This window comes from Mycobacterium parmense, from assembly GCF_010730575.1.
GTDB lineage: Bacteria > Actinomycetota > Actinomycetes > Mycobacteriales > Mycobacteriaceae > Mycobacterium > Mycobacterium parmense.
In genome coordinates this window covers 3573392-3597653 of the sequence record NZ_AP022614.1, presented here as the reverse complement: position 1 = coordinate 3597653, position 24262 = coordinate 3573392, and the positions used below count along the sequence as shown (strand labels likewise).

At 70.1% G+C, this 24262-nt stretch carries 22 protein-coding genes and 1 pseudogene; 8 read left to right on the top strand and 15 right to left on the bottom strand.

Annotated features, from left to right (window positions below):
* Positions 1-6 precede the first annotated feature (6 nt).
* The gene (locus G6N48_RS16645; RefSeq protein WP_139826011.1) at positions 7-282 is read right to left on the bottom strand and encodes a hypothetical protein; all 276 of its coding nucleotides are present in this window, start codon (positions 280-282) and stop codon (positions 7-9) included.
* On the opposite strand from G6N48_RS16645, the pseudogene G6N48_RS28960 reads away from it, so the two are divergent.
* Positions 181-417: pseudogene (locus tag G6N48_RS28960) on the top strand (hypothetical protein); the annotation flags it as partial. The gene G6N48_RS16645 and the pseudogene G6N48_RS28960 overlap by 102 nt on opposite strands.
* Here G6N48_RS28960 and G6N48_RS16640 read toward each other — a convergent pair.
* The 5 genes from G6N48_RS16640 to G6N48_RS16620 all read right to left on the bottom strand — a co-directional run bounded on the left by G6N48_RS16640 (position 344) and on the right by G6N48_RS16620 (position 7720).
* The gene (locus G6N48_RS16640) at positions 344-4786 is read right to left on the bottom strand and encodes a cation-translocating P-type ATPase (RefSeq protein WP_085271735.1); all 4443 of its coding nucleotides are present in this window, start codon (positions 4784-4786) and stop codon (positions 344-346) included. The pseudogene G6N48_RS28960 and the gene G6N48_RS16640 sit on opposite strands and share 74 nt — an antisense overlap.
* A gap of 20 nt (positions 4787-4806) precedes the next feature.
* Positions 4807-5253, bottom strand: a complete 447-nt coding sequence (locus tag G6N48_RS16635; protein ID WP_085272046.1) for a hypothetical protein — start codon at positions 5251-5253, stop codon at positions 4807-4809.
* A gap of 162 nt (positions 5254-5415) precedes the next feature.
* The gene (locus tag G6N48_RS16630; protein WP_085272047.1) at positions 5416-6234 is read right to left on the bottom strand and encodes an exodeoxyribonuclease III; all 819 of its coding nucleotides are present in this window, start codon (positions 6232-6234) and stop codon (positions 5416-5418) included.
* A 62-nt stretch (positions 6235-6296) separates the two neighbouring features.
* Positions 6297-7127, bottom strand: coding sequence for a GNAT family N-acetyltransferase, cg3035/Rv0428c family (locus tag G6N48_RS16625; protein WP_085271736.1), 831 nt, complete (start codon positions 7125-7127; stop codon positions 6297-6299).
* Entirely contained in the window at positions 7127-7720 is a 594-nt protein-coding gene (locus G6N48_RS16620) for a peptide deformylase (protein ID WP_085271737.1), read from the bottom strand. The genes G6N48_RS16625 and G6N48_RS16620 overlap by 1 nt, the downstream gene beginning before the upstream one ends.
* 194 nt (positions 7721-7914) lie before the next feature.
* Between G6N48_RS16620 and G6N48_RS16615 the strand changes: the two genes are divergently transcribed.
* The 7 genes from G6N48_RS16615 (at position 7915) to G6N48_RS16585 (ending at position 13114) form a co-directional block, all read left to right on the top strand.
* Positions 7915-8223 (top strand): DUF3263 domain-containing protein, encoded by a 309-nt coding sequence (locus G6N48_RS16615; protein WP_085271738.1) that lies wholly within the window; start codon positions 7915-7917, stop codon positions 8221-8223.
* 18 nt (positions 8224-8241) lie between these two features.
* Complete coding sequence (locus G6N48_RS16610) at positions 8242-8721, top strand: LytR C-terminal domain-containing protein (protein ID WP_085271739.1); 480 nt, start codon at positions 8242-8244, stop codon at positions 8719-8721.
* Positions 8722-8825: 104 nt separating this feature from the next.
* Complete coding sequence (gene sodC, locus G6N48_RS16605) at positions 8826-9494, top strand: superoxide dismutase[Cu-Zn] (protein WP_085271740.1); 669 nt, start codon at positions 8826-8828, stop codon at positions 9492-9494.
* Positions 9494-10627: a glutamate--cysteine ligase gene (locus tag G6N48_RS16600; protein WP_085271741.1), complete on the top strand. Its 1134-nt coding sequence runs from the start codon at positions 9494-9496 to the stop codon at positions 10625-10627. Before sodC ends, G6N48_RS16600 begins: the two co-directional genes overlap by 1 nt.
* Positions 10627-11280, top strand: coding sequence for an LON peptidase substrate-binding domain-containing protein (locus G6N48_RS16595; protein ID WP_139826013.1), 654 nt, complete (start codon positions 10627-10629; stop codon positions 11278-11280). The genes G6N48_RS16600 and G6N48_RS16595 overlap by 1 nt, the downstream gene beginning before the upstream one ends.
* The gene (locus G6N48_RS16590) at positions 11277-12299 is read left to right on the top strand and encodes a TIGR03617 family F420-dependent LLM class oxidoreductase (protein ID WP_085271743.1); all 1023 of its coding nucleotides are present in this window, start codon (positions 11277-11279) and stop codon (positions 12297-12299) included. The genes G6N48_RS16595 and G6N48_RS16590 overlap by 4 nt, the downstream gene beginning before the upstream one ends.
* Positions 12296-13114 (top strand): enoyl-CoA hydratase-related protein, encoded by an 819-nt coding sequence (locus tag G6N48_RS16585; protein WP_085271744.1) that lies wholly within the window; start codon positions 12296-12298, stop codon positions 13112-13114. Before G6N48_RS16590 ends, G6N48_RS16585 begins: the two co-directional genes overlap by 4 nt.
* Here G6N48_RS16585 and G6N48_RS16580 read toward each other — a convergent pair.
* The 9 genes from G6N48_RS16580 to moeA form a co-directional block, all read right to left on the bottom strand.
* Complete coding sequence (locus tag G6N48_RS16580) at positions 13111-13695, bottom strand: TetR/AcrR family transcriptional regulator (protein ID WP_232066640.1); 585 nt, start codon at positions 13693-13695, stop codon at positions 13111-13113. The two genes, G6N48_RS16585 and G6N48_RS16580, sit on opposite strands and share 4 nt — an antisense overlap.
* On the bottom strand, positions 13680-14612 hold the full coding sequence (locus G6N48_RS16575) for an SDR family NAD(P)-dependent oxidoreductase (RefSeq protein ID WP_085271745.1): 933 nt from the start codon (positions 14610-14612) through the stop codon (positions 13680-13682). Before G6N48_RS16575 ends, G6N48_RS16580 begins: the two co-directional genes overlap by 16 nt.
* Positions 14609-15961, bottom strand: coding sequence for an acyl-CoA reductase (locus G6N48_RS16570; protein WP_308205285.1), 1353 nt, complete (start codon positions 15959-15961; stop codon positions 14609-14611). Before G6N48_RS16570 ends, G6N48_RS16575 begins: the two co-directional genes overlap by 4 nt.
* Positions 15962-16062: 101 nt before the next feature.
* Positions 16063-17457, bottom strand: a complete 1395-nt coding sequence (locus G6N48_RS16565) for a long-chain-fatty-acid--protein ligase (RefSeq protein WP_232066639.1) — start codon at positions 17455-17457, stop codon at positions 16063-16065.
* Positions 17458-17576: 119 nt separating this feature from the next.
* A complete protein-coding gene (locus G6N48_RS16560) occupies positions 17577-19004 on the bottom strand; it encodes an MFS transporter (protein WP_232066638.1) in 1428 nt (475 codons plus the stop codon).
* Between the two features lie 182 nt (positions 19005-19186).
* Positions 19187-21376, bottom strand: coding sequence for an AAA family ATPase (locus G6N48_RS16555; protein WP_085271747.1), 2190 nt, complete (start codon positions 21374-21376; stop codon positions 19187-19189).
* Positions 21373-22263 (bottom strand): CDP-diacylglycerol--serine O-phosphatidyltransferase, encoded by an 891-nt coding sequence (gene pssA / locus G6N48_RS16550; RefSeq protein ID WP_085271748.1) that lies wholly within the window; start codon positions 22261-22263, stop codon positions 21373-21375. The genes G6N48_RS16555 and pssA overlap by 4 nt, the downstream gene beginning before the upstream one ends.
* Positions 22260-22994 (bottom strand): phosphatidylserine decarboxylase, encoded by a 735-nt coding sequence (locus G6N48_RS16545; RefSeq protein ID WP_085271749.1) that lies wholly within the window; start codon positions 22992-22994, stop codon positions 22260-22262. The genes pssA and G6N48_RS16545 overlap by 4 nt, the downstream gene beginning before the upstream one ends.
* A 62-nt stretch (positions 22995-23056) precedes the next feature.
* Positions 23057-24262, bottom strand: a complete 1206-nt coding sequence (gene moeA / locus G6N48_RS16540; RefSeq protein WP_085271750.1) for a molybdopterin molybdotransferase MoeA — start codon at positions 24260-24262, stop codon at positions 23057-23059.

Here is a 24262-nt window from a genome sequence, read left to right as displayed (position 1 = left end):
GGGCGCTCAGGCCTCTTCCATCGCGTCGCCGAGTTCCTCGAGAATCTTGTTGTGGTGGTTGCTCGCCAGGAAATGACCGGCGGCGATCACCACGGCCACCGGCCAGTCGATCAGCTCGAACGCCGCCAGGGCGGCCAGGCCGCCGAAATACGCCAGCTGCTCCGGCCGCGGAATCTCCACCTGACCCAGCACCGGCAGGTTCACCACGAAGGTCTCGCCCTCGCGGATCTTCTGTACCGCGTCTCGCTGCGGCGTCCCCCTGCGCGACTTCTTTTCCGCCATCATTTGCCTTTCAGTAACGGAGGATTTGCCGACTCGCCGGGTGGCGCGGCCACCGTCGGAGTTATGTCGACGACCGAGAATGCCGATCCGCTGGTTTCGTCGATCGCTTCGGTGCTTCGCGTGCCGTTAGTTGAACTCTATGCGCTGTTGTGGCGCGTCGGGGTTGTGGACGTTCGGCAGCCTCGCCGTCCGAAGGCGCCGCGGCCGGCTGTGGTCGCGTGTCCGAACTGCTCAACCCCTCCGCAACGCGGTTCAGGACACCGATCCCCACAGTCGCCGCGCCGGCTGCCCCCAGAGCCTGTGCCCAGCCGACCGGCCCCAGCGGGGTACAGCCGAGCAACTGGCTGACCACGGGGATGCTGATCAGCGTCCCCATCACCGCGAGCGAACCGGCCGCAGTGAGCACCACCAGCGGGGCGTGCGAGTCCAACAGCGTCTGGCCCAGTTCGGCGCCCACCAGGGCGATGAGCGCCACGGTGGACGCGCGCTGCGGGCGCCCGGTCACGCTCGCCATCAGCCAGGCCGCCGTCGTCGCGCCGGCTGTGGTGACTCCGCGGATGGCGACCGCGCGCCACAACGCGGGTTGATCGGGACCCCGGATTCCCGGGTCGACCGGGCCGCTGGGCTTGCTGACCGCCAGGGCCGCGGCCGGCAGCGCGTCGGTCATCATGTTCACCAACAGCAGCTGGCGGGTGTTCAGCGGCGAGGTTCCGGTGATCGCGCTGCCGACGATGGCGAACAGCACCTCGCCGGTGTTGCCGCCCAGCAGCACCGCCACGGCCGCCTGCACCCGCTGCCAGAGCTGGCGGCCCTCCAGGATCGCGGGTATCAACGCCTCGATGCGCGCGTCGACGAGCACCACGTCGGCCGCCATGTGCGCCGGGTCGCTGCCGCCGGCCACCACGCCGATGCCGACGGTGGCGGCCCGGATGGCGGCGGCGTCGTTGGCTCCGTCGCCCACCATCGCGGTCCGCACACCGGCGCTTTCAAGGGTCTGGACGACCTGGACCTTGTTCTCCGGGGTCATCCGGGCGAAGATCACCCGCTCGGTGACGACGCGCTCCTGGTCCTTGCGCGACAGCGCGTCCCACTCGACGCCGCTGATCACCTGGTCGGCCGTCACCGGCAGGCCGAGCTCGGTGGCGATGGCCAGCGCCGTGATGGGGTGGTCGCCGGTGATCAGCTTGACGCCGACACCCTGCTGCCGCAGATCCGCCAGCAGGCCCAGCGCCTCGGGCCGCGGGGTGTCCGACAGGCCGAGGAAGCCGGTGAGCGTCAGCCCGCTGCCGCAGAAGCCGGCGATGTCGTCCGGGTTATCCCGGACCGCCCGGGCCTGTTGCGGCGTCAGCCGCCGCTGGGCCACCGCGATCACCCGCAGCCCGCCGGCGGCCATGTCCGCCACCGTCTGTTCCGCGGCGGAGCGCGCCTCGCCGCACGCCGCCAGCACCACCTCGGGCGCGCCCTTGACGGTCAGCTCGTCACCAGTCGCCGACGCGGAGAAGGACCGGCCGGAGCGGAAAGGCAGGTGAGCGACGGGCGCCGCCGAGTGCGCGCCGTTGACCGATGCGGCCGCCTCGACGATGGCGGCGTCGGTGGCGTGGATGTGGGGGTTGCCGTTGGTCGGCGGGGCGGCGTGGGCCGCGCAGCGCAACACCTCCTCACGCGAGTGGTCCGCCGCGGGACGGACCTCCGCCACTCGCAGCCGGTTCTGGCTGAGGGTTCCGGTCTTGTCGAAGCAGACGACGTCGATGCGGCCGAGCGCCTCCACCGAACGCGGAACACGCACCAGCGCGCCGAACTTCGTCAGGCGACGCGCCGACGCCGCCTGCGCCAGCGTCGCGACCAGCGGCATGCCCTCCGGGACCGCGGCGACGGCGATGGCGATGCCGCTGGCGACCGCCTCGCGTAAAGGGGTGCGCCGCAACAGCCCCAGCGCGCCGACCAGCGCGCCCCCGGTCATGCTGACCGGGAACGCGCGGTTGGTCAGCTGGCTGAGCTGATGCTGCAGGCCGACGTCGGACGCCGTGTCCGCGGACACCAACTCGGCGGCGCGCCGTTCCTGGGTGTCGGCGCCCACCGCCGTCACCAGCGCGAGCGCGGTGCCGGCTACCACGGTGGTTCCGGCGTAGAGCATGCAGCGGCGCTCGGCGAGGTCGGCGCCCGGCGTGGCGTCGACCTGCTTCTCCACCGACAGCGACTCGCCGGTCAGCGTCGACTCGTCGACCTCGAGGTCGACCTCCTCGACGATGCGGGCATCTGCGGGCACCACCTCATGGGTGCGCACCTCGATCAGGTCGCCGGGCTGCAGTTGGGCCGCGATGGCGTCGGTGTAGGAGCGTTCGCCGCCCGGTCCGATCGCCACCTTCCTGGCCGGCGGGATCTGCTGCGCCAGAAGAACATTGAGCCGGTTCTCGGCACGCAAGCGCTGGCTGGCGGCGAGCATGGAGTTGCCGGCGAGCACCGAGAAGACCAACACCGCGTCGACGGGCGAACCGAGCACCGCGCTGGCCGCCGAGCCGAGCGCCAGCACGGGCGTCAGCGGGTCGGTCAACTCGGCCCGCACGGCCTTGACGAACTGCCAGAACCCGTGACCGGCGGATCCGGCTGTGGGGGCGCCGATCGCGGCCAGGGCGAGTTGGCCCGGATCGCCGTCCGGAGGCTGATCCGAAGACGGCAGAGCCCGGCGGGCCTGCTCGACCGACATCGCGTGCCACTCCTGGGCGGCGGCCGGTCGGGGGGAGTCGGCGCCGATGATGCCGTGCGCCAACAGATATCCCGACAACGCTCCCGCCGCGGCACCGGTGGTCACCGGTCCGCGCCCGATGCCGCGGACGCCGGGGATCATCAGCAGCGAACCCATTGCGGTGGCACCGGCTGAGATCGCCACGCCGCGCTGCGCGGCGGCCCGGGCCGCGGGCAGCGCATGCAGCACCCGCCATGCGGCGGCCAGGTCGGGCAGCAGCAGGTCGGCGTTCCAGGGCGGCGCGTCCGCCCCGGACCGCGGCATCACACCCAGTGCTACGTCTGCAGACCAAATGGCCTGTGCGGCAACCGAAGAAAGCACCACGACGGTGCGGCCGGCGCCCTGCAGGTCCGTCACGGTGCGGGCCAGGGCGTCGTCGATGGACCCGCCGTCGAGAGGCCTGATGTCGTCGAAGGCCGGTCGCAACTCGCCCAGCGACTCGGCATCGACGGAGACCAGTTCGGATCCGGCGCGGTGGGCCTCGGCGACCACGGCCGACGCCAGCGGGTGGTGCGCGAAGCGGTAGAGCGCCTCGATCTTGGCGCTCGGCCGGCCGACCGCTTTTGCTGGCACCCGATGCCAGCCGGGCGCGGCGCCGTCCCCGTCCAGCGCCAGCTGCGCGCGGGTCCACGCGGCGGCCAGCTCGGCGTCGTCTGCGCCGCGAATGCGGGCCACCCGCACCGTGTCGGTGCACAACACCCGGGGGTCGATCACGATCGCGTCGATGCGGTCCAGTCGGCGCAGCGCGTCGGGCCGCAGCGACAGCACCCCGTGCCGATCGGCCAGCCCCTGCCCGAGTTTCGCGGCGAAGGCCTCCACGGTGGTGCGGTTTGCCGCGGGGGTGGTCACCAGCAACGCCGTGGCGGCCGTGTTGAGGTTTCGGGTGGTGGCTCCCACCACCCCTGCGCTCAGCGCCGAGAACAGGGCGAAGCGTCCCGCGTGGTGCTCGCGCGGCCGGCCCCGCGGCAGCCTCGGCGGTAGCGCGTCGGCCTGCGGTTGGTCGGCGCGGCGCGCCAACTCCGGCTCGTGGGTGCGCCAGGCCCGCGCCGCCGCGCGGCTTTCGGCGGCCTTCAGCGACTGGATCAGTAGGCCCACCGACAGCGACGCCGGCGATTGCGTCACCGTTTCGGCCGCCGCGAGGGCGAACGCCATGGCGGTGTCCGTCGCGGGCCGGCCGATGCGGCTCTCGAGTACACCCCGCAGCCACGGCTGATAGTCGACCGCCACCACGCCGGCCAGCACGGCGATGGGCGCGCGCGGCAAGCGCAACGCGCGGCCGGTCAGCGCGACGGTCAGGCCCGCCGCGTCGACGGCCACCGTCGCGGCCCGGGCCGCCAGCACCAGACCGTCGCCGGGCAGGCTTGCCGGGCGCTCGGCGGGCTTTAATTTGGTTGCGCCGCAACTTTTTTCGGCGCTATCGACGATGTCGCAGAGTTCGCGCAGTGACGTGCCGGGGCCCTCGACGGTGACCACGACGCGCGACAGCGCGTAGTTCAGGCCGGCCGACGCGACGCCGGGGTGGGCGCGGACGGCGTCGAGCACGCTGCGCCCCAGATCGCGGCCGTGCTCGCGATCGAGGCCTCTGACCTCGATCCAGGCGCGGTCGTCGCCGCGCCAACAGCGCCGGCGCGGCGTCCTCTGGTACGCGTAATTCCCCGTGAGTGCCCGGGCGCCCTCGCGCACGGGAATGACGGCGATATTGAGGCCCGTCTCGACGGCGCGCAGCGGCGCGGAGCGTCGAATGGATGTGGCAATGTTCAAAAGTGTTCGGCAAGTCCTCGTCAGTTGGTGCTGCGCAACCCGGCGGCACCTGCCCTGCGCCCGGCCGCCTTCTTCGCGGGCGGCTTACTCGCGGCTTTCCGGGGCGCGGCCCCGACGGCCGCCGGCTCGGCGGGAACCGGCTTGAGATTCGCCTTGGCCGCCGGCGCGGACGGTTCCGGTTTGCGGCTGAGCCTCTGCAACAACAGGGCGCCCCCGCCGACCGCGAGCAGCACCGGCCACTCGACCAGTCCGGCGGCGCCGATCGCGCCGAAGGCCAGGGCCGCCGCCGGCGCCGAGTGACTGCCGCTGCTGATGCCGCGCTTCACGCCCTCCGCGGCGCCCGTGACGCCGCCGACAAGACCATTCACCGCCGCGCCACCGACGGCGCCTGCGGCCGCGGTTGTCGCAGTCGCGGCGCGATTCACCGCTTGACCCGCCCCCCGGAACGCTCCGCCGATGACACTCATGATCACTCCCTGGCTCTGCCGCAGCGCGCATCGCCGCGCGGTGCTGTGTACCCGCTGAACGCGAAGTTAACAGCCGGAGAAAATTAATTTCCGCGTCCAACAAAGCAAAGCCTGCCACGTCAGCACCACCCTGACAACGCGAAGCGGAGTCGGATTTGGGGCTCAACCTGCGGGGTGGTCGCGGCGGACGTCGATGAGCACCGGCGCGTGATCGCTGGCCGCCTTCCCCTTGCGCTCGTCGCGCACGATCTGCGCCGCCGTCACGCGGGACGCCAGCGCGGGCGAGGCCAGGATGAAGTCGATGCGCATCCCTTGCGCCTTCGGGAACCGCAGCTGGGTGTAGTCCCAGTAGGTGTATACGCCCGGGCCGGGCGCGAACGGCCGGACGACATCGGCGAATTGGGCGTCGACGACGGCGCCGAATGCAGCCCGCTCCGGCTCCGAGACATGGGTGGAGCCGGCGTAGAAATCGGTGCTCCAGACGTCGTCGTCGCTCGGCGCGATGTTCCAGTCGCCGGCCAGCGCGATCTGCGCGGCGGGGTCCTCGCGCAACCAGCCGGCGGCCGTATCGCGCAACGCGGCAAGCCACTTCAGCTTGTAGGTGTAGTGGGGGTCGCCCAGGGCGCGGCCGTTGGGCACGTAGAGGCTCCAGACGCGGATGCCGCCGCAGGTGGCGCCCAGCGCGCGGGCCTCCGCGACGGCCGCGATGTCCGGTTTAGGGCTCCAGGTGGGCTGGCCGGTGAAGCCGACCTGCACGTCGTCGAGACCCACCCGGGAGGCGACGGCCACGCCGTTCCACTGGTTGAATCCGACGTGGGCGACCTCGTAGCCGAGCTCGAAGAACGGCAGCGTGGGGAATTGGCTGTCGGAGCACTTCGTCTCCTGCATGGCCAGCACGTCCACGTCGGCTCGGGCCAGCCAGTCGAGGACGCGCGGCAGGCGGCTGCGAATCGAGTTGACGTTCCAGGTGGCCAGACGCAATCGGTGCCCCGGGTCGCCGCCATCGCCAGGGGGGCCGTCATCGGCCGGGTCGTGGGGCATGGCTAGACGGTATCGGCCAGGACGTAGCGACGACGGTGGTGCAGCCGGAAACCGAGTGCAGCCGCCGGGGCGGTCTCGCGCCCGTCGTCGGCGACCAGATAGCCGCGCGTCGCGCCGCGGCTCGCGCCCCAGGCCAGCAAAGCTTCGCACGCCCGCGCGGCGGCCGCCTCGTCGGAAGCCCGCACCGCCGACAGGCCGACCCACGCCGTGCCCTCGGGGCCCCGGGTCAGCGCCGCGCGGGCCACCGCCCCGCCCGGGCCGTTCGCGAACATCACCTGGCCGTCGATCAGGCCGGATTCGACGGAGGGCGGCGACAGCGTGACGGACGGGTCGGGGTGGCCCACGGCCGAGATGGCGCGCACCAGCACTCGTTCCGTGCGCTCGACGGACGGATGCGGCAGTCGCAGCAGGCGGTCCGGAACAGCCAGCCGGGGCGGAAGGCCTTGCCGCCCGTACCAGTCGACAATAGCAGGCAGAGCGCCCAATCCGGCCGAAACATCAAGCGGTACAGCAGAATTCGTTGCCAAACCCGCCCCGCCCGCCCGCAGCAGCCAGCCGTCCACCCACATCTGCTCGACGCCGGGATGCGCGGCGGCGGCCGCATGCTCGAGCGAACGGATCTCGGCGGTACGGACCGGCGCGTCGGTCAGCGCCCGCAGTGCGACGACGTCGTCGGGCCCACACTCCACGACCACGCCGCTCTTCGTCCGCACGCGCACCACGGGGTCGACGGCCAGCAGGTGTCCCACCGCATCGGTCAGCGGCGGAACCGACCCGGCCGGGCGGCGGTAGCGAACCGTCACCCGTGTGCCCAGGGCCGGCCACGAGATCATCAGTGACCGAACGGGTCCGGGTCCTCGCCCGGCAGCCACGACAGACCGGGCACGCCCCACCCGTTGGACTTGACCGCACGTTTGGCGCTGCGGGCGTAGCGGCCGATGAGGCGGTCCAGGTACAGGAAGCCATCGAGGTGTCCGGTCTCGTGCTGCAGCATCCGCGCGAACAGGCCGGTGCCCTCGATGGAAACCGGGGCGCCGTCGGCGTCGAGTCCGGTTACCCGCGCCCACTTCGCGCGGCCGGTGGGGAACGACTCACCCGGAACGGACAGACAGCCCTCGTCGTCGAGGGTCGGGTCCGGCATGGTCTCGGGCACCTCGGAGGTTTCCAGGACCGGGTTGATGACCACGCCGCGCCGCCGGGCGGCGACGCCCCGGTCCTCCGCGCAGTCGTAGACGAACAGCCGTATCCCGTAGCCGATCTGGTTCGCGGCCAGGCCGACCCCGTGCGCGGCGTCCATGGTTTCGTACATCGTGGCGATCAGCTCGGGCAGTTCCGCGGGCAGCGATCCGTCGGCCGCGACCTGCACCGGCTGCGTCGGCGTGTGCAACACGGGATCTCCCACGATGCGGATCGGTACGACTGCCATGGTCGGCTAAGCTACCGCACCCGGCCGCGCGGCAGATCGGCCATCCGGGGCGGCAATGGCGCGAATCGCCCGACGCGCGGGTCTGGATCACGACTTGAGGGTTAAGGGCGTGGTTCAATGATCGCCGAAACACGGCCATGGGTAAGTCATCAGAGCAGTTCGGATATCCGCCGGAAGGGTCCAGGGGAAGCGATATGGACAGCGCTATGGCGCGGGCAAATCGATCGGGGGACGATTCTGAAGTTGCAGATGGGCTCACCCGCCGCGAACACGACATCCTCGCGTTCGAACGTCAATGGTGGAAGTACGCCGGAGTAAAGGAAGAGGCCATCAAAGAGCTGTTCTCGATGTCGGCGACGCGCTACTACCAGGTGCTCAACGCTCTCGTGGACCGGCCCGAGGCGTTGGCCGCCGACCCCATGCTGGTGAAGCGGCTGCGACGGCTGCGTGCGAGCCGCCAGAAGGCGCGAGCGGCACGGCGCCTCGGCTTCGAGGTCACCTAACTGGCTAAAGTGGGCTCGATGAAAGAGCGAGTCCCCGACTCCACCGGCCTTCCGCTGCGGGCCATGGTGATGGTGCTGTTGTTTTTGGGCGTCATCTTCCTGCTGCTCGGATGGCAGGCCCTGGGCTCGTCGGGCAACTCCGACGACGACTCGGCCTCGGCGATGTCGAGCACCACGAGCACCACCAGCTCGCCGTCGCCCTCGCCCACCGGCAAGCCCTCCGCCAACGACGCCGAGGTGCGGGTCTACAACATCTCCGCCAAAGAGGGCGTCGCCGCGCGCACCAAGGACGAACTCACCTCGGCGGGATTCAAGGTCACCGACGTCGGGAACCTGGCGGTGTCCGACGTGACGACGACCACGGTGTATTACACCGACGCCGACGGCGAGCACGCCACCGCCGACGCGGTGGGCCAGAAGCTCGGAGCCCCCGTCGAACCGCGAAGCCCGGAGCTCACCAGCCAGCCGCCGGGCGTGATCGTTCTCGTCACCGGCTGACCCCGCGCGCCGTATCGGCGCGCTTCGTCACCGGGCTGGTCAGGATGGCCCGCCTCCTGCGCGCGCCGTATCGGCGCGCTTCGTCACCGGGCTAGGCTTCGGCTATGCCCAAGCTTCCCGGTTCCCGCAACGCCGCCGTCGCCGCCGTCGCCCTGTCCGCACTGGTTGGTGCCGCGCTGGCGACGGCCTGTTCGTCACCCCAGCACGCCGCGACCACACAGGGCACCCCGCCGCCCATCTGGACCGGGTCGCCCGCGCCGTCGCAAATGGCGAAGGCGCAAGCCGCGCCCGGGGATTCGTCGATCATCGCCACGCACCTCAAGGCGCCCGACGGCACCGAGGTGGCGACCGCGCAGTTCGCCTTCAACAACGGCTATGCCACCATCACCATCGAGACGACCGCGAACAATATGCTCGCGCCGGGCCTCCACGACGTCCACGTCCACAAGGTCGGTAAGTGCGAGCCCAACTCGGTCGACCCGGCCGGCGGCGCTCCGGGGGACTTCCTGTCCGCCGGCGGACACTTCCAGGCGCCGGGGCATAACTCCGAACCCGCCAGCGGCGACCTGCCCGCGCTCGCCGTGCGCAAGGGCGGGGCGGGGATGCTGGTGACGACCACGGACGCATTCGGCATGGACGACCTGCTCACCGGCGAGAAGACCGCCATCATCATCCACGCCGGCGCCGAGGGTGCCGGCGGCATGGCCGGCATGGGGATGAACAACGCAGACGTCGGCAAGCGCGTCGCGTGCGGTGTAATCGGTTCGGGCTAGTGGCGCAAGACAACAGGAAAAGGGCGCACATCGATTTCGCCCCCTCACCGCGGCCGACCATCGGCGTGGAGTGGGAGTTCGCCCTGGTCGACGCGAAGACCCGGGACCTCAGCAACGAGGCCGCCGCCGTCATCGCCGAGATCGGCGAAAACCCGCGCGTGCACCAGGAGTTGCTGCGCAACACGGTCGAGGTGGTCAGCGGCGTTTGCGACAGCGCGGGGCAGGCGATGGACGACCTGCGCGAGACTCTGGGCCCGGCGCGCCGGATTGTGCGCGACCGAGGCATGGAGCTCTTCTCCGCCGGCACGCACCCGTTCGCCCGCTGGTCCACCCAGAAACTCACCGATGCCCCCCGCTACGCCGAACTGATCAAACGCACGCAGTGGTGGGGCAGGCAAATGCTGATCTGGGGGGTGCACGTGCACGTGGGCATCTCGTCGGCGAACAAGGTGATGCCCATCATGTCGTCGTTGCTGAGGTACTACCCCCACATGCTGGCGCTCTCGGCCTCCTCGCCGTGGTGGGGCGGCGAAGACACCGGATACGCCAGCAACCGCGCGATGATGTTCCAGCAGCTACCCACCGCCGGGCTGCCGTTCCAGTTCCAGACCTGGGCGGAGTTCGAAGGCTTCGTCTACGACCAGAAGAAGACCGGCATCATCGATCATATGAACGAAATCCGCTGGGACATCAGGCCTTCGCCGCACCTGGGCACCCTCGAGGTGCGCATCTGCGACGGGGTGTCCAATCTGCGTGAGCTGGGCGCGCTGGTCGCGCTGACCCACTGCCTGATCGTCGACCTGGACCACCGGCTGGACGCCGGTGAGACGCTGCCCGACATGCCGCCCTGGCACGTTCAGGAGAACAAGTGGCGCGCAGCGAGGTACGGCCTCGACGCCGTCATCATCCTGGACGCGGACAGCAACGAGCGGCTGGTGACCGAGGACCTCGACGACGTGCTGACCCAGCTGGAACCGGTCGCGAAATCGCTGGACTGTGTCGACGAACTGGCCGCGGTGGCCGACATCCCCCGGAAGGGCGCCTCCTACCAACGCCAGCGTAGGGTTGCCGAGGAACATGACGGCGATCTGCGCGCGGTCGTCGACGAACTGGTGGCTGAGCTGGAATTCTGATGGCCGATCTCGAACTCACCTGCTTGCCGATGTTTCCGCTGGAGTCCGCGCTGCTGCCCGACGTCGACTTGCCGTTGCGGATCTTCGAGCCCCGCTACGGCGCGCTGGTCCGGGACTGCCTCGACAGTGGCGACCCGTTCGGCGTGGTGCTCATCTCCCGCGGCCGCGAGGTCGGCGGCGGCGATGCGCGCTGCGACACCGGCGTAGTGGTCAGGATCGAGGAATGCGTCGATCACGGCGCGGGCCGGTACTCGTTGCGCTGCCGAGCGGGCGAACGGATCCGCGTGCGCGAATGGCTGCCTGACGATCCCTACCCGCGGGCCACCGTGACGCTGTGGCCCGACGAGCCGGGCGATCCCGTGACGGGCGCCCAGCTGGTGGACCTGGAGGACCGGATCGTGGCCCTGTTCGAGAGGATCGCCGAAGCCCGCGACGCAGTGCTGCCGGACCGTGACGTGCTGCTCGGCCACGACGAGCTCGCGCCCGACGCGAGCGCGGGACAACGCCTGTTCGCCTTGGCGTCTCGCCTCCCGATCGGCGCGGCCGACCGCTACGCGGTGCTCGAGGCGCCGTCGGCCGCCGAGCGGCTGGCCGCACTGAGCGAGGCCGTGGAAACCCTCGCCGAGATGGTGGAGTTCCAGCTCTCCGAATGAAGGTGCATCTGCAGATCGACGGCTCACCGACCGAGGCGGCGGCGAGCGCCCGCGACGTCGCCTCCACCGGCGCCGACGGACTGTTCACCTTCGAGGGCCAGCACGACGTGTTCTTCCCGTTGCTGATCGCCGCCGGGGCGACCGGGCTGCAGCTGATGACCAACGTGGCGATTGCCGCGCCGCGCAGCCCGCTGCACCTGGCGCACGCCGCCTACGACCTGCAGCTCTACAGCGGCGGCCGGTTCCGGCTGGGCCTGGGCTCCCAGATCAAGGCCCACATCGAAAAGCGGTACGGCAGCACGTGGGAGAGGCCCGCGGCGAAGATGGCCGAGACCGTCGCCGCGATCAAGGCGATCTTCGCCGCATGGGAAGGCCAGAGCCGCTTGGACTTTCGCGGCGAGTTCTTCACCCACACGATCATGGCGCCCAACTTCAACCCCGGCCCCAACCCGTTCGGCCCACCGCCGGTGTTCCTCGGAGCGCTCGGGCCGATCATGACCCGCACGGCCGCCGAGGCGGCCGACGGGTTACTGGTGATGCCGTTCAACAGTTCTCGCCATTTCGCCGAGCGCACCATCCCGGCGGTGCATGAGGGCCTGCGCCGCGCAAAGCGGACGAGCGAGAGTTTCCCCATCGTCGCGCAGGCCATGGTCGCCGTCGGCCGTGACGACGCGGACCTCACGGCGGCCGTGAACGGGGTGGCGTCGCTGATCGCGTTCTACGGGTCCACCCCGGCCTATCTGCCCGTGCTCGAGGTCGAGGGGTGGGCCGGCGCCCAGCCCGAACTGAACGCACTGTCCAAGCAGGGCGCCTTCGCCGCGATGCGCCGGCTGATCACCGACGAGATGGTGGCCCGGATCGGGATCGTGGGCAGCCCCGAGAAATGCGCTGAGCAGATCGGCGCACGCTTCGGCGAGCACGCCGCCGAGGTGTGCTGCTACTTCCCCGGTTACCGGCCGCGCAGCGCCGACGTCGCCGACCTGGTCGCCGCCCTGCACCGGATCCCGGCCCGCCCGTGAGCGCCGAAGTGACCGTCGACGTCGACCAGGGGGTGGCGGTGATCACGCTCAACCGCCCCGATCGCCTCAACGCCTACACCGCGGAGATGGGTGCCTTGCTGAGCAGGGCCTACCGGGACTGCGACGAGGACGACGACGTCCGCGTCATCGTGGTGACCGGGGCGGGCCGGGCCTTCTGCGCCGGGGCCGACTTCTCCGCCGACACAAGTCCGTTCGAGGCTCCCGACGAGCCGAGCACCTTCTCGGCATCGCCCATCACCCCGGCCGCCTTCGAGCTTCGCAAACCGGTGATCGCCGCCGTCAACGGCCACGCTATCGGGATCGGGCTGACCATTGCGTTGCAGGCCGACATCCGCATCGTCGCCGACGAAGCGAAATACGGTGTGGTGCAGGTGCGCCGCGGGGTGCTTCCGGACTGCATGGCGCATTGGACGCTGGCGCAGCTGACCACCCTTGGGGTGGCAGCCGACATCCTGCTCACCGGAAGGACATTCGGCGGCGCCGAGGCGGTGGCGCTCGGAATTGCCAGTCGCGCAACGTCCGCCGAGCAGGTGCTGGACCACGCGGTGATGATGGCCAGTGACATCGCGGCCAACGTCGCGCCGATGTCGGCGGCGCTGTGCAAGCGGCTGCTCTGGGACAGCGCGATCAAGAGCTACACGCCGCGGCAGGTCGCGTCGCTGGAAACCCAACTGCACCAACGGGTGATGGGCGGCGCCGACGCCCGCGAAGGGGTCGCGGCGTTCCTCGAGCGGCGCCCGCCGCGGTTCACCGCGCGGGTGTCGGACGACTGGGCGGCGCTGCCGGAGCCTTAGACCGCCAACAGGTCGGCGAGCGCGGCGCCGAGTCGGTGCAGGTTGGTTTCCAGCGAATAGCCCGGATCGAGCGTCCAGTTGAGGATGCCGCCGGACAACGCCCCGACGGCGATGTCGGCGAGGGTCTCCGCGTCGTGTCGTGTGCTGACTTCGCCGCGAGCGACCCCGTCTTTGACCAGCTCGACGAAAGTGTCATGCAGGTGGGATCCTCGCTGGATGCCGTAGCCGCTGATTGCCAGCATCTCACCGATCATCTCTCTGTAGGTGTCGCCCGATTCGGCCAGCGCGGCGGCGATGTCGTCGAACACGCCGACCAGCCGCGCCGGCACCGCTTCATCGGCGCGACCGAAGACGACGTCGTGCAGATTGACCAGTCTGCGCTCCGCCAGCGCCCGGATCATGTCCTGCCGGGTCGAGAAGTGGTTGAAGAACGTCCGGTTGGCGACGTCGGCGCGCTGGCAGATCTCCTCGATCTTGGTGGCTGAAACCCCCTGGTCCAGAAAGAGATCAAAGGCAGCAGTGAGGATCTTCTCGCGCACTTCACGCTTGCGCCGTTCGGTCCTGTTCATCGCGCCGCGCACAATGTCTCGGAGAGCGCCCACAACTGCGCGGCCCTGCGCTCATCACATGCGTAGGGGGCGACCGCTTCGCTGACTCCGCAATCCAGGAGGTACAGCCCACCCCTGCCATTCAGTTCGGGGCTGACCGCCGCCCACACCTGGGTGGCCGCACCATGGTCGGGGGTGGTGAACTCGAGGTAGCCATCGGTTGGTTCGCCGTGCGCTGCGGTGCTCGCTGCGGCGTATTCGCGTAACCGTGAAAAATCCGAACGCGACATGTACCGCGCCAGCGAGGTCGCCACCGTTCCCGGATGGACGGCGTAGGCGCGGATTCCGAATTCGCGCAGGCGTCGATCGGCGTCGAGCGCGTGCAGGATGTTCGCCGTCTTGGACGCGCCGTAGGCCGCGAACTTGTCGTATTCGCGGCGCTCCCAATTGGGGTCGCCAAAGTCCACGTCACCCATGACGTGTCCGCCGGACGACAGGATCACCACCCGGGCGCCGCCGGCGGCGGTCAGCGGTTGGACGAGGAGCCGGGTGAGTTCGAAGTGGCCCAAATGATTTGTCCCGAACTGCAATTCGAAGCCGTCGCGGGTGCGGCCGAATGGGGTGAACATGACGCCGGCGTTGTTCATCAAGACGTCGATCACCGGGCTGATCTCTTGGATGGTCGTTGCGGCCGTGCGAACGCTCGCCAGCGACGTAAGGTCGAGATGTACCGTCGAGGTGCGCGCTCCCGGCACCTCTGCAGACACCCACTTGGCCGTTTGCCTGAGCGCGTCGGTGTCGCGCGCTGCCAGGACGACGTGAGCGCCGGCGGCGGCCAGCGCCCGGGCCGACTCGCGGCCCAGCCCCGACGACGCGCCCGTGATCACACACGTCTTGCCGGACAGGTCGATTCCCTCGACGACGCCCATGGCGGTCAGGCGCCTGGTCATGCCTGCGCGAGTTCCCACAGTGGGGTGACGACGCCGGGATCGCATTCCTCGTCGACAATCCACTTACACATGCGGCGGATCGGTTCGATGGCATCCTGCGGCGCGGCGACAGCGACGTTGCACGCGTAGCCCAGGCTGGTCATTCGCTGGGCGCCGAACAACGGCAGCGTGTTGCGCAATCGGCGCTTCAGGGATTCGGGATAGATGCCGATCGTCTGCGTGTAGCTGTTGACCGCGGCGGTCACCTTGTCGATGTCGTCCACCGGCACGATGTTGGCGACCCGGCCGGACAGCATCGTCGAATAGTCCACAGGCTCATCCATCTGGGAGACGACGATGGCGCCCTCGCGCCGCTCGCCACCGATGACGCGATAGAAGTCCTCGGTCATTCGCGAGGCCTCGACGTGGTCGATGAGCTCACGGTCGGGGTACAGCGGTGGGGTGCTCACGATCGCGGGCAGCGACAACAGTTCCTGGTAGATGAGTTCGCCGAGCCGATTGGCGTTGGCGAGACCCGCGGAGTCGGTTCCGCTGAGCACGTAGATAACCCGGGCGTTGGCACAACCCTCCTGGTTCGCCACACCGATGTCGGTCGCGGCCCGGCGGGCCACCTCCCGCATCGTGGGGTCGTCGTCGAACGCCTCGCGACCGATGATGGTCGCGCTGCGCTTGGGGTCCAGCGCGATGAGCTCCAATCCAGGTTGGATGTAACGGGTCACATGTTTGACCGATGCCAGGCCGCCCCAGGCCACGATCTTCTCGATGTGGTGGGGTTGGTACAAAGCTTCCTCGACGGCCAGATCGCCACCCTTCCAGTAACCGGCCGTCAGATGCCTGGTGATCGGGTGATCCGGTGCCACATCGGCCAGCGTGCGGGCGATCGCAATCGCGGTCAGGGGGTCGTTGGACGGCGCCTTGATGATGGCATCGGATCGGGTGATGACCGAGCGCAGGATCGTCACGGCGGAGACCAGGCCGCCGTTGCCTGCCGGGATGTGAAGGGTGCGGGACCCGAAAGCGCGCACCCGCAGTTGGCGGCCGTCGCGCAGCGTCTGGGGTACCCACCCGTTGAGGTAGGACAATCCCACCTGGGTCTCGGCGATCTCGGTGACATTGTCCCGCGAAAATAGTTGCCGCAGTACGAGATAGCTATTCCTCAGCATTTCCGCGGGCAACACGTTGGCGATCAGTGAGGCTTCGTAGGCCTCCTGCAGGTGGGCGTTCGACTCGAAGTCCAAGGCATTGCCCAGCGACTCGAGCACGTCGAGGATCTCGCCGAAGCTCAGCTCGTAGAGGTCGGTCATCTCGGCTGGGCTTGCCAGCGGGAGTTGGTCGACGTATTTGCTCATGTCAGGCGCCCGGAACTGCGATGCACCAATCCGGCTATCGAACGGAACAAGGTTGTCGGTGATGACCTGCCCCCGCAGGAATAGCGGGACAGTGTAGGCGATCAGAGATCCACTCCCTTCATGAAGTTCACGGCTTCGTTGTGCACCTCCTGCGTTGCGGCGCAGGTGATCCGGTCGTCTTCGACGCCATGCTTGTCGCTGTAGCGAATGATGTCCTTCTCGAAGGCGACGCTGACCTGCCCGCACGGACATCGGAGGTCCCAGTCAATGGTGACCTCGTCACCGGAAATGACGCCGCCCCAGTGGGCGCGCAGCAGAATGTCGTAGACGGCCGCGCGTCCGGTCTGCACACCGGTGCGAGGGAGCGGCTCGCTGGTGTCGGGGTCGAGCACGAACGGGATGACCCACGGTGCCACGTGGTAGCGCCCCGCGCTGCAACCCCAGTGGAAGGTGCTGGACTCGGAAAACCCGTATCCCTGCTGGATGCGGTCGACGCCGAGAAAGTCTTTGATGACGTCCATGAAATCTTCAGGCAGCGCGATGCCTTTCATGCCGCCGCCGGTCAGGATCGCCGAGTCGGGGGCGAAGACATTGCGCACGCCCCGGTCGAGGCCGGCCTTGGCGATGTCGTACATCAGGTGGTAGGTGCCGAGCATGAAGACCCGCCTCCCCCGCAGCTGGTCGGTGATGCGGGTAAAGAACGCGTCCATGTCCTGTGCCTGGCGGGCCTGCATGGCGATGAACTCGTCCTTGCGGGCGGCCAGCGCCGGATCGATCTCGAGCCGATCGAGCTCCCCGCGGGATGCCGCGGCGCGCATCTTGGACGCCAGGAACATCAGATCGGTATCGACCGCGAACGGGTAGAGGGCATGGAACCTGCGTTCGTCGCCGCCGGTGAATCCCCGCTTGATCATGTTGGCGATACGCAGATGTCCGAGCTTGCCGTTGGCGAAGTTCGGCCACACGACATCGACCGAGGGATTGAGTTCGGCGTCCGTCGGTTCCTGGCCGAAGGTCTGGAAGAGGCAGATCTTCCAGAGCCTCATGCCCTCTTCGGCGCCGCGCTTGTCCTTGGGAAGGATCGAGATGGTGCCGGTGGTGCCGCTGGACGTGATGGTTTCCAGTGGGGTCTGCGCGTCAAGCCGGTCGATCCAGTCGTCGATGCCGGTGCATCCGGCGGTGTCCACGGCGGACAGGTCGTAGCTGGTCAGCTTGTCCAGCCAGCCGGTCATCAGGTCGAAGCGCTTCCTGTCGATCAGCGCCGCGGGGTACGACTTGAACGCCGTGTGTGAGAACATCAACGGCACAACATCATTGAACTCATCTATGGCCGTGATACCCAGCCGGTCGGCGAGCTTGCGCAGCATCTCGATGCTTCGGTAGTGCTGGTGAAATCGGATACCCATCGCCTGGCGTTGCAGCGCTTCGAGCTCGTCGCGTTCGATGCTGTGCATCTGTGTGTAGGACTGGCCGAAGAAGCCGATCGGGTCGTCCATGAATTCACCCACCGGCCGCGCTGCCGTTTTCGTTGCCGCCATTGGCATCCCTCGATTCGAGTATGGCCCCGTCGCAGCCTCACCCTAACCGGTATATGCAGTTGTAAGCAATAGTGCAGTCAACTGCAAATTTGCTTCACCTTGGTGACGGAAAACCCGCCGACCAACGCGCCGATCACGAACAACCCCGCGGCCACCTGCAGCAGCCGGGCGAAGCTGGCGTCGGTCAGCCTGCCGGCGGCGATCAGTCCCAGGCACGCCACCGAGGTCAACGCCGACGTCCGGCCGACCGCGTTCTGGACGGCGGCCGCCACTCCGCCGCGGGCCGGCTGCACCGACGACAGGTTCAGCGCCGTCAGCGGGGTGCTGGTGAGAACCATGCCGGCGGCCAGCAGGATCACCCCGGGCAGCAGGTGCGTGGCGATGTCGAACCCGCGCCCCGGCCGGATCAGCAGCAGGCCGGCAGCGGCCACCAACGGTCCCGTCGTCAGGAAGAACCGATGCCCGATCCGGGCGGCCAGGCCGCCGACCCGCCTGGCGAACAGGAACGAAATGACGGGACTGGGCAGGGTGACCAGGCCCGCGACCGTCGCGCCGTAACCCGCGACCTCCTGGATGTAGAGCGAGACGGCAAGCGAGGCCATGGTGAGCGCGCCGTAAACGAAGGCGGTGATCAGGTTGGCGCTCGCGAACGTGCGGCTCGCGAACAGGTCCGGAGGCACCAACGGGTGCGGCGCGCGGCGCTGCCATGCCACGAACGCCAGCAACGCCGCGACCCCCACCACCAGCGATGCGACGAAACCCGAGTGCCACCCGTGCTTTCCCGCCTCGATGAGCGCGAATACGCTGCCCGACAGGCCGATTGCCGCCAGCGCGGCCCCTTCGACGTCGAGGCGGGCGCTTCGGGCGGGTCGCGGAATCGGGCGCAGCCAGAAGGTCAGGGCGAAGCCGACGGCCATCGGAACGGCCGACAACACGTAGATCCATCGCCAGCTCAGCAGGTCGACCGCCAGGCCGCCCAGCAGCGGGCCGAGCGCGAACGCGGTGCCGGTCCAGGCGGTCCAGGTGCCGACCGCCGCGGCCCGGCGTGCGTGGCCGAACGTGGAATTGATCAAGGCCAGCGATCCAGGTACCAGAAACGCCGCGCCCAGACCCTGCACGACGCGCCCGGCGATCAGCATCGCCGGCGAGATCGCGGTGGCCGCCAGCGCCGAGCCCGTCCCGAACGCCAACAGCCCGAACCGCATCACCGCAACCCGCCCGAACAGGTCGGAGATGGCGCCGCCCGGCAGGATCATGGCGGCCAGCGCCAGCAGGTAGCCGTCGACGACCCACTGCTGCAGGCACATGCCCCCGCCGAGATCGCGCTCGGTGGCCGGCAGGGCCAGGTTCACGACGGTGCTGTCGAGGAAGGCGACCATCGACACCATCACGGCCACCACCATGACCCGGCTCGTCGGCGCCGCGTCGTGAACCTTTCCGAGCGGGCCGGGCCGGCGCGCGCCGAGGGTGGGGGCCAGGCGCGGGGACGGCAGGGTGGCGATCATCGCCGCCACCTCACGAGGACGGGCCGCTCATCGTTCATGTGTTCTCTCCTCGGCGGCGTGCCACGACCTCGACGAAATGATGTATGTGATTTGGTTACGAGGCGAACGGGCCGGGAGTTCAAACCCGGCCGCAGCAATGCGTTCAGCAACCACCCCGCCGCGGCGTCGGCGCACGGGCGGCGCTAAAAGGCCCCGGCGAACGCGCGCAGGGACTCGACAAGCGCGGGGTCCAGGGACGGGCGCACGTTCTGCCGCGCCGTCGCGAGGTCTGCGGCCGTCACGTCGGTGGCATCGATGGAGCGCCGCATCGCGGTCAGCGCGGCCTCGCGCAGCAGCGCCACGCAGTCGGCCGCGCTGTAGCCGTCCAGGGCCGCCGCGACGCCCTCGAGGTCGACGTCGGCGCTCAGCGGAATGGATTTGCCTGCGGTGCGCAGGATTTCGCTTCGGGCCGCGGCGTCAGGCGGCTCGACGAACACCAGCCGCTCCAACCGGCCCGGGCGCAGCAGGGCGGGATCGATCAGGTCCGGCCTGTTGGTGGCGCCCAGCACCACGACATCGCGCAGGGGGTTGACGCCGTCCAGCTCGGTCAGCAGTGCGGCCACCACCCGGTCGGTCACGCCCGAGTCGAAGCTTTGCCCCCGGCGCGGCGCCAGCGCGTCGACCTCGTCGAGGAAGATCAGCGACGGGGCCGAGTCGCGGGCCCGCCGAAAGAGTTCGCGCACCGCCTTTTCCGAGCTGCCCACCCACTTGTCCATCAACTCGGAGCCCTTGACGGTGTGCACGGACAGCTGCCCGGTGCTGGCCAGCGCGCGGACGACGAAGGTCTTGCCGCAGCCGGGTGGGCCGTACAGCAGCACCCCGCGCGGCGGCTCGACGCCCAACCGGGCGAAGGTGTCGGGATGCTGCAGCGGCCACAGCACCGCCTCGGTCAGCGCCTGCCGCGCCTCGGCCATGTCGCCGACATCGTCGAGCGTCACGTCCCCGACGGTCAACTCTTCGCCGGCCGAGCGGGACAGCGGCCGGATGACGGTCAGCGCGCCGACGAGGTCCTCCTGGTGCAGCTCGGGCGACTCCCCGTCGGCGCTGGCCCGCGACGCCGCCCGCAGCGCCGCTTCGCGCACCAGCGCGGCCAGGTCGGCGACGACGAAACCCGGTGTGCGATGGCTGATCTCGTCAAGATTGAGGTCTCGGGTGGGAGCGGGCTTCAGCAGCGCCTCCAGTAGCGACCTGCGGGTCGGGGCGTCGGGCAGCGGTAGGCCCAGTTCGCGGTCGCACAGGTCGGGGGCGCGCAGCCGGGGATCGAGTTGGTCGGGACGTGCGGACGTAGCGATCAGGGCGACTCCCTCGGTGGCGACCGCGGTGCGCAGCTCGCCCAGGATGAGCGAGGCGACCGGCTCGGCGGTGGCGGGCAGCAGGGCGTCGACGTCGGTGATCAGCAAGACGCCGCCGCCGTCGCGAATCGTCTTCACCGCCGACGCCACCGCGCTCAGTCGGGCGTCGGCGGCCAGCGCGCCGGCCTCCGGGCCGTCGAGTTCGACCAGCCTGCGGCCGTCGCACACCGCCCGCACCAGCGTGACCTTGCCCACCCCGGCGGGTCCGGAGACCAGCACCCCGAGGTTGGCACCGGCTCCCAGCGTCTTGAGCAGGTGCGGCTCGTCGAGCGCGAGCTTGAGCCATTCGGAGAGCTTGGCAGCCTGGGGCCCCGAGCCCTTGAGCTCCTCGACGAGGATCCCCGGGCTGGTGACCTCGAACGGCTCGGCAGCGGGAGCGCCGCTCGCCGCGGGAACACCGGCGCCCCAGGTGACCAGGGAGTTCGGCTGCACGCTGACGGGCCCGCCGGGATCGACGCCGGTGACGGTCAACAGCTCCGAGGTCCAGCTGATCCCGACGGCGGCGGCCAGCGCCCGCGCGGCGGCCCGGTGAGAGGAAGGGGCAGAGGTGCCCGGGCCCAGGTCGCGCGGCAACAGCGACACCGCGTCGCCGACGGTCATCACCTTGCCGAGCAAGGCCTGTCGCAGGGTGACCGGCGTCAGCGACTGGGTGGCCAGGGGCGAGCCGGACAGCGTGACCGACCGCGCGCCGTGGACGGTCACCGCCCCGACGATCACCGCGGTGTCCTCGCGCAGTCCGGCGTTGGACAGCGTCACGTCGTCGAGCAGCACGGTGCCGGCGGGGGTTCCCGGACCGGCCAGCGCCGCAACGGCCGAGGTGGTGCGTGACCCGGTGAGCGACACGGCGTCCCACTCCCGGATCCCCAGCGCGGCAACGGCGCTGGGGTGCAGGCGGACCACGCCGCGACGGGAGTCGACCGCGGACGTGTTCAGCCGGGCGGTCAGGGTGAGCTGACGTGTGCCGGCCGGGTCGAGCGTCATCGCAGACGCCCGCCCGGTTTGCCCCCTGGTCTGGCGCCCGGCTTTCTCAGCCCGAGCCGCGCCATCGACCGGCGGCTGGGCTGTCGCGCCCGGCGGATCGCGCGGCGCGCGGCGCGACGTTGTTTGGGCTTGTCCGCCAACGCCTCCGGGTGCGCGGCCAGCCAGCGCTGGTTGCGCACCGCGAACGGCACGTGGCACAGGTAGGCGACGATGATCACCCAGATCAGCAGGTAGGGCGCCAGCACCGCGGCCGCCGCGCAGATTGCCAGCACCGCGAGCAGCGGCGCCGCCCAGTTCGGGGGCACCGCGGCGGCGTGCATCTTGCGCATCGGGATCTTGCTGATCATCAGCATCGACGTTCCGGTGATCCAGATGCACAGGAACACCGGCGACGTCCACCAGCCCTCGCCGAACTGAAGCTTCAGCCCGATCAGGCCGATCATCGAGACGGCGCCCGCCGGCGCGGGCATCCCGACGAAGAACTCGTGTGTGTAGGCGGGCTGGGTTCCGTCGTCGAGCAACGCGTTGTATCGGGCCAGCCGCAGCACCACGCACACCGCGTAGAGCAGCACGACGATCCAGCCGGCCGGTGACTGCGCGAACAGCGTCAGATACACCACGATCGCGGGCGTCACGCCGAAGTTCACCGCATCGGCCAGCGAGTCGATCTCCTCGCCCATGCGTGATTGGGCGTCCAGGATGCGGGCCACCCGGCCATCGAGCCCGTCGAGGATGGCGGCCGCGGCGATCAGCGCCATCGCCGCCTTGGGCTGATGCTCGAGGGCGAACTTGATCGCGGTCAGTCCGGCGCAGATCGACAGCACGGTCATTGCGCTGGGCAGGATGTGCAGGTCGACCCCCCGCCTGGTGCGCGGCTTGCTGATCATGGCAGCTCGGCCAGCACGGTCTCGCCGGCGACCGCGCGCTGCCCGACCCTCACCAGCACTTCCGCGTCCGCCGGCAGATAGATGTCCAGCCGGGAGCCGAAGCGGATCAGGCCGTAGGTCTCGCCGATCGACAGCGTGTCCCCGACGCGGGCGTCGCACACGATGCGGCGCGCCAGCAGACCCGCGATCTGCACGACGACGACTTCCGCCCCGCCGGCCGTCCGGATGCGCAGGCTGGTCCGCTCGTTCTCGGTGCTCGCCGCGGCCAGGTCGGCCGAACCGAACCGGCCCGGCCGGTGCCGCATGGCAATCACCTCGCCGCTGACGGGCGACCGCTGGACGTGGGCGTCCAGCAGCGAAAGGAAGATGCTGACCCGGGGCAGCGGGGCTGCCCCCGTTTCCGAACCCATGCCGAGTTCGGCGGGCGGGGCCGCGGAGTCGATCACGCAGATCTCGCCGTCGGCGGGCGCGACGACCGCGCCGGCGCGGTCGGGCGGAACGCGCGAGGGGTGCCGGAAGAACGCCGCGCACGCGCCCGCCGCCAGCAGGCCCGACCGCCGGATCCACCGATGGTTGCGCCCCACCACGGCCAGGCCCAACCCGGCGGCGACGAATGGCCGCCCGGCCCGATGAATCGGTGGAACGGAGGAGCGCACCAGCTCAAGCGCGTGTTGCGGGCTGAAGGTCGGGTCCTCGGCTGTCGGACCGACCGTTCGGGGGCGTCTTGCCACGCGGCCATCTTACGGAGCCCGGGCCGGTTGGTCTTCGGCCGCGAGACGGCCACACCCGCGGGTCAACTCAGGTCCCAGACCTCCAGCCGGGTCCCGGCCGGCACCTCGACGACGTCCTCGGGAATGTCGAGCAGCCCGTTCGCCGACGCCAGCCATCGCAGGTGGTGCGACGCCGGGGGGCCGTAACTGGTGACGCTGCCGGCGTCGCGGTCGTAGATGGCGCGCCGGAACTGGCGCTTGCCGCGCGGCGACGTCAGCGATTCGGCGAGGACGGCGGGCCGGTGCGGCCGGTGCGGATCGGGCAGGCCCATCGCCGCGCGCAGCGCAGGCCGGATGAACACCTCGAAGGACACCAGCGCGCTCACCGGATTGCCGGGCAGCGTGACGATGGTCGCGCCGGCCACCCGCCCGACGCCCTGCGGCATGCCCGGCTGCATCGCCACCTTGACGAACTCCACTCCCTGATCGCCTTGGCGCCCGAAGACGTCCTTGACCACCTCGTAGGCGCCGGCGCTGACCCCGCCGCTGGTGATGATCACTTCGGCATTGCCGGCATGCTTATCCAGGATCGAACGGAACTGCGCGACGTCGTCGCCGGCGGTCTCGACGCCGACGACTTCGGCTCCGGCCTCCCGCGCCGCGCCGGCCAGCATGAGCGAGTTGGACTCGTAGATCTGGCCGGGCCTTAGCGGCGTGCCGGGCGCCACCAGCTCCGAGCCGGTGGACAGCACCAGCACTCGCTGGCGCGGAATCACCTGCAGTTCAGCCAGTCCCAGCGCCGAGGCCAGCCCGAGCACGGCCGGCGTCACGACCTGCCCACTGCGCAACACCGTGGTGCCGGGCGCGACGTCCTCGCCCGCCCGGCGGATGTGCTTTCCGGGTTCACGGCCCTGCCGGATCGACACCGACTCGACGCCGCCGTCGGTGTCTTCCACGGGCACGATGGTGGTCGCGCCGGCGGGCACCGGTGCGCCCGTCATGATGCGGTGCGCGGTGTGCGGCTGCAGCGTCAGCATGTCGGTGCGGCCGGCCGGGATGTCTTCGGCGACGGGCAGCACCACCGGGCGTTGCGGCGTCGCGACGGCGGTGTCCTCGGCGCGCACCGCGTAGCCGTCCATCGCGGAGTTGTCGAACAACGGCAGCGCCAGCGACGCGACCACGTCGTCGGCCAGAACCAGACCCTGCGCGGCGGCCAGCGCGACGGCCCCCGGCGGGCGGGCGCGGATCAGGTCGGTGACGACACGCTGGTGTTCCTGGACGGACCGCAT

Coding starts and splice junctions, on each gene's coding strand:
- G6N48_RS16645 (WP_139826011.1), bottom strand. CDS start 282: ATGGCGGAAAAGAAGTCGCGCAGGGGGACGCCGCAGCGAGACGCGGTA.
- G6N48_RS16635 (WP_085272046.1), bottom strand. CDS start 5,253: ATGAGTGTCATCGGCGGAGCGTTCCGGGGGGCGGGTCAAGCGGTGAAT.
- G6N48_RS16625 (WP_085271736.1), bottom strand. CDS start 7,127: ATGATCTCGTGGCCGGCCCTGGGCACACGGGTGACGGTTCGCTACCGC.
- G6N48_RS16620 (WP_085271737.1), bottom strand. CDS start 7,720: ATGGCAGTCGTACCGATCCGCATCGTGGGAGATCCCGTGTTGCACACG.
- G6N48_RS16615 (WP_085271738.1), top strand. CDS start 7,915: ATGGACAGCGCTATGGCGCGGGCAAATCGATCGGGGGACGATTCTGAA.
- G6N48_RS16610 (WP_085271739.1), top strand. CDS start 8,242: ATGAAAGAGCGAGTCCCCGACTCCACCGGCCTTCCGCTGCGGGCCATG.
- sodC (WP_085271740.1), top strand. CDS start 8,826: ATGCCCAAGCTTCCCGGTTCCCGCAACGCCGCCGTCGCCGCCGTCGCC.
- G6N48_RS16595 (WP_139826013.1), top strand. CDS start 10,627: ATGGCCGATCTCGAACTCACCTGCTTGCCGATGTTTCCGCTGGAGTCC.
- G6N48_RS16590 (WP_085271743.1), top strand. CDS start 11,277: ATGAAGGTGCATCTGCAGATCGACGGCTCACCGACCGAGGCGGCGGCG.
- G6N48_RS16575 (WP_085271745.1), bottom strand. CDS start 14,612: ATGACCAGGCGCCTGACCGCCATGGGCGTCGTCGAGGGAATCGACCTG.
- G6N48_RS16570 (WP_308205285.1), bottom strand. CDS start 15,961: ATGAGCAAATACGTCGACCAACTCCCGCTGGCAAGCCCAGCCGAGATG.
- G6N48_RS16565 (WP_232066639.1), bottom strand. CDS start 17,457: ATGGACGACCCGATCGGCTTCTTCGGCCAGTCCTACACACAGATGCAC.
- G6N48_RS16560 (WP_232066638.1), bottom strand. CDS start 19,004: ATGATCGCCACCCTGCCGTCCCCGCGCCTGGCCCCCACCCTCGGCGCG.
- G6N48_RS16555 (WP_085271747.1), bottom strand. CDS start 21,376: ATGACGCTCGACCCGGCCGGCACACGTCAGCTCACCCTGACCGCCCGG.
- pssA (WP_085271748.1), bottom strand. CDS start 22,263: ATGATCAGCAAGCCGCGCACCAGGCGGGGGGTCGACCTGCACATCCTG.
- moeA (WP_085271750.1), bottom strand. CDS start 24,262: ATGCGGTCCGTCCAGGAACACCAGCGTGTCGTCACCGACCTGATCCGC.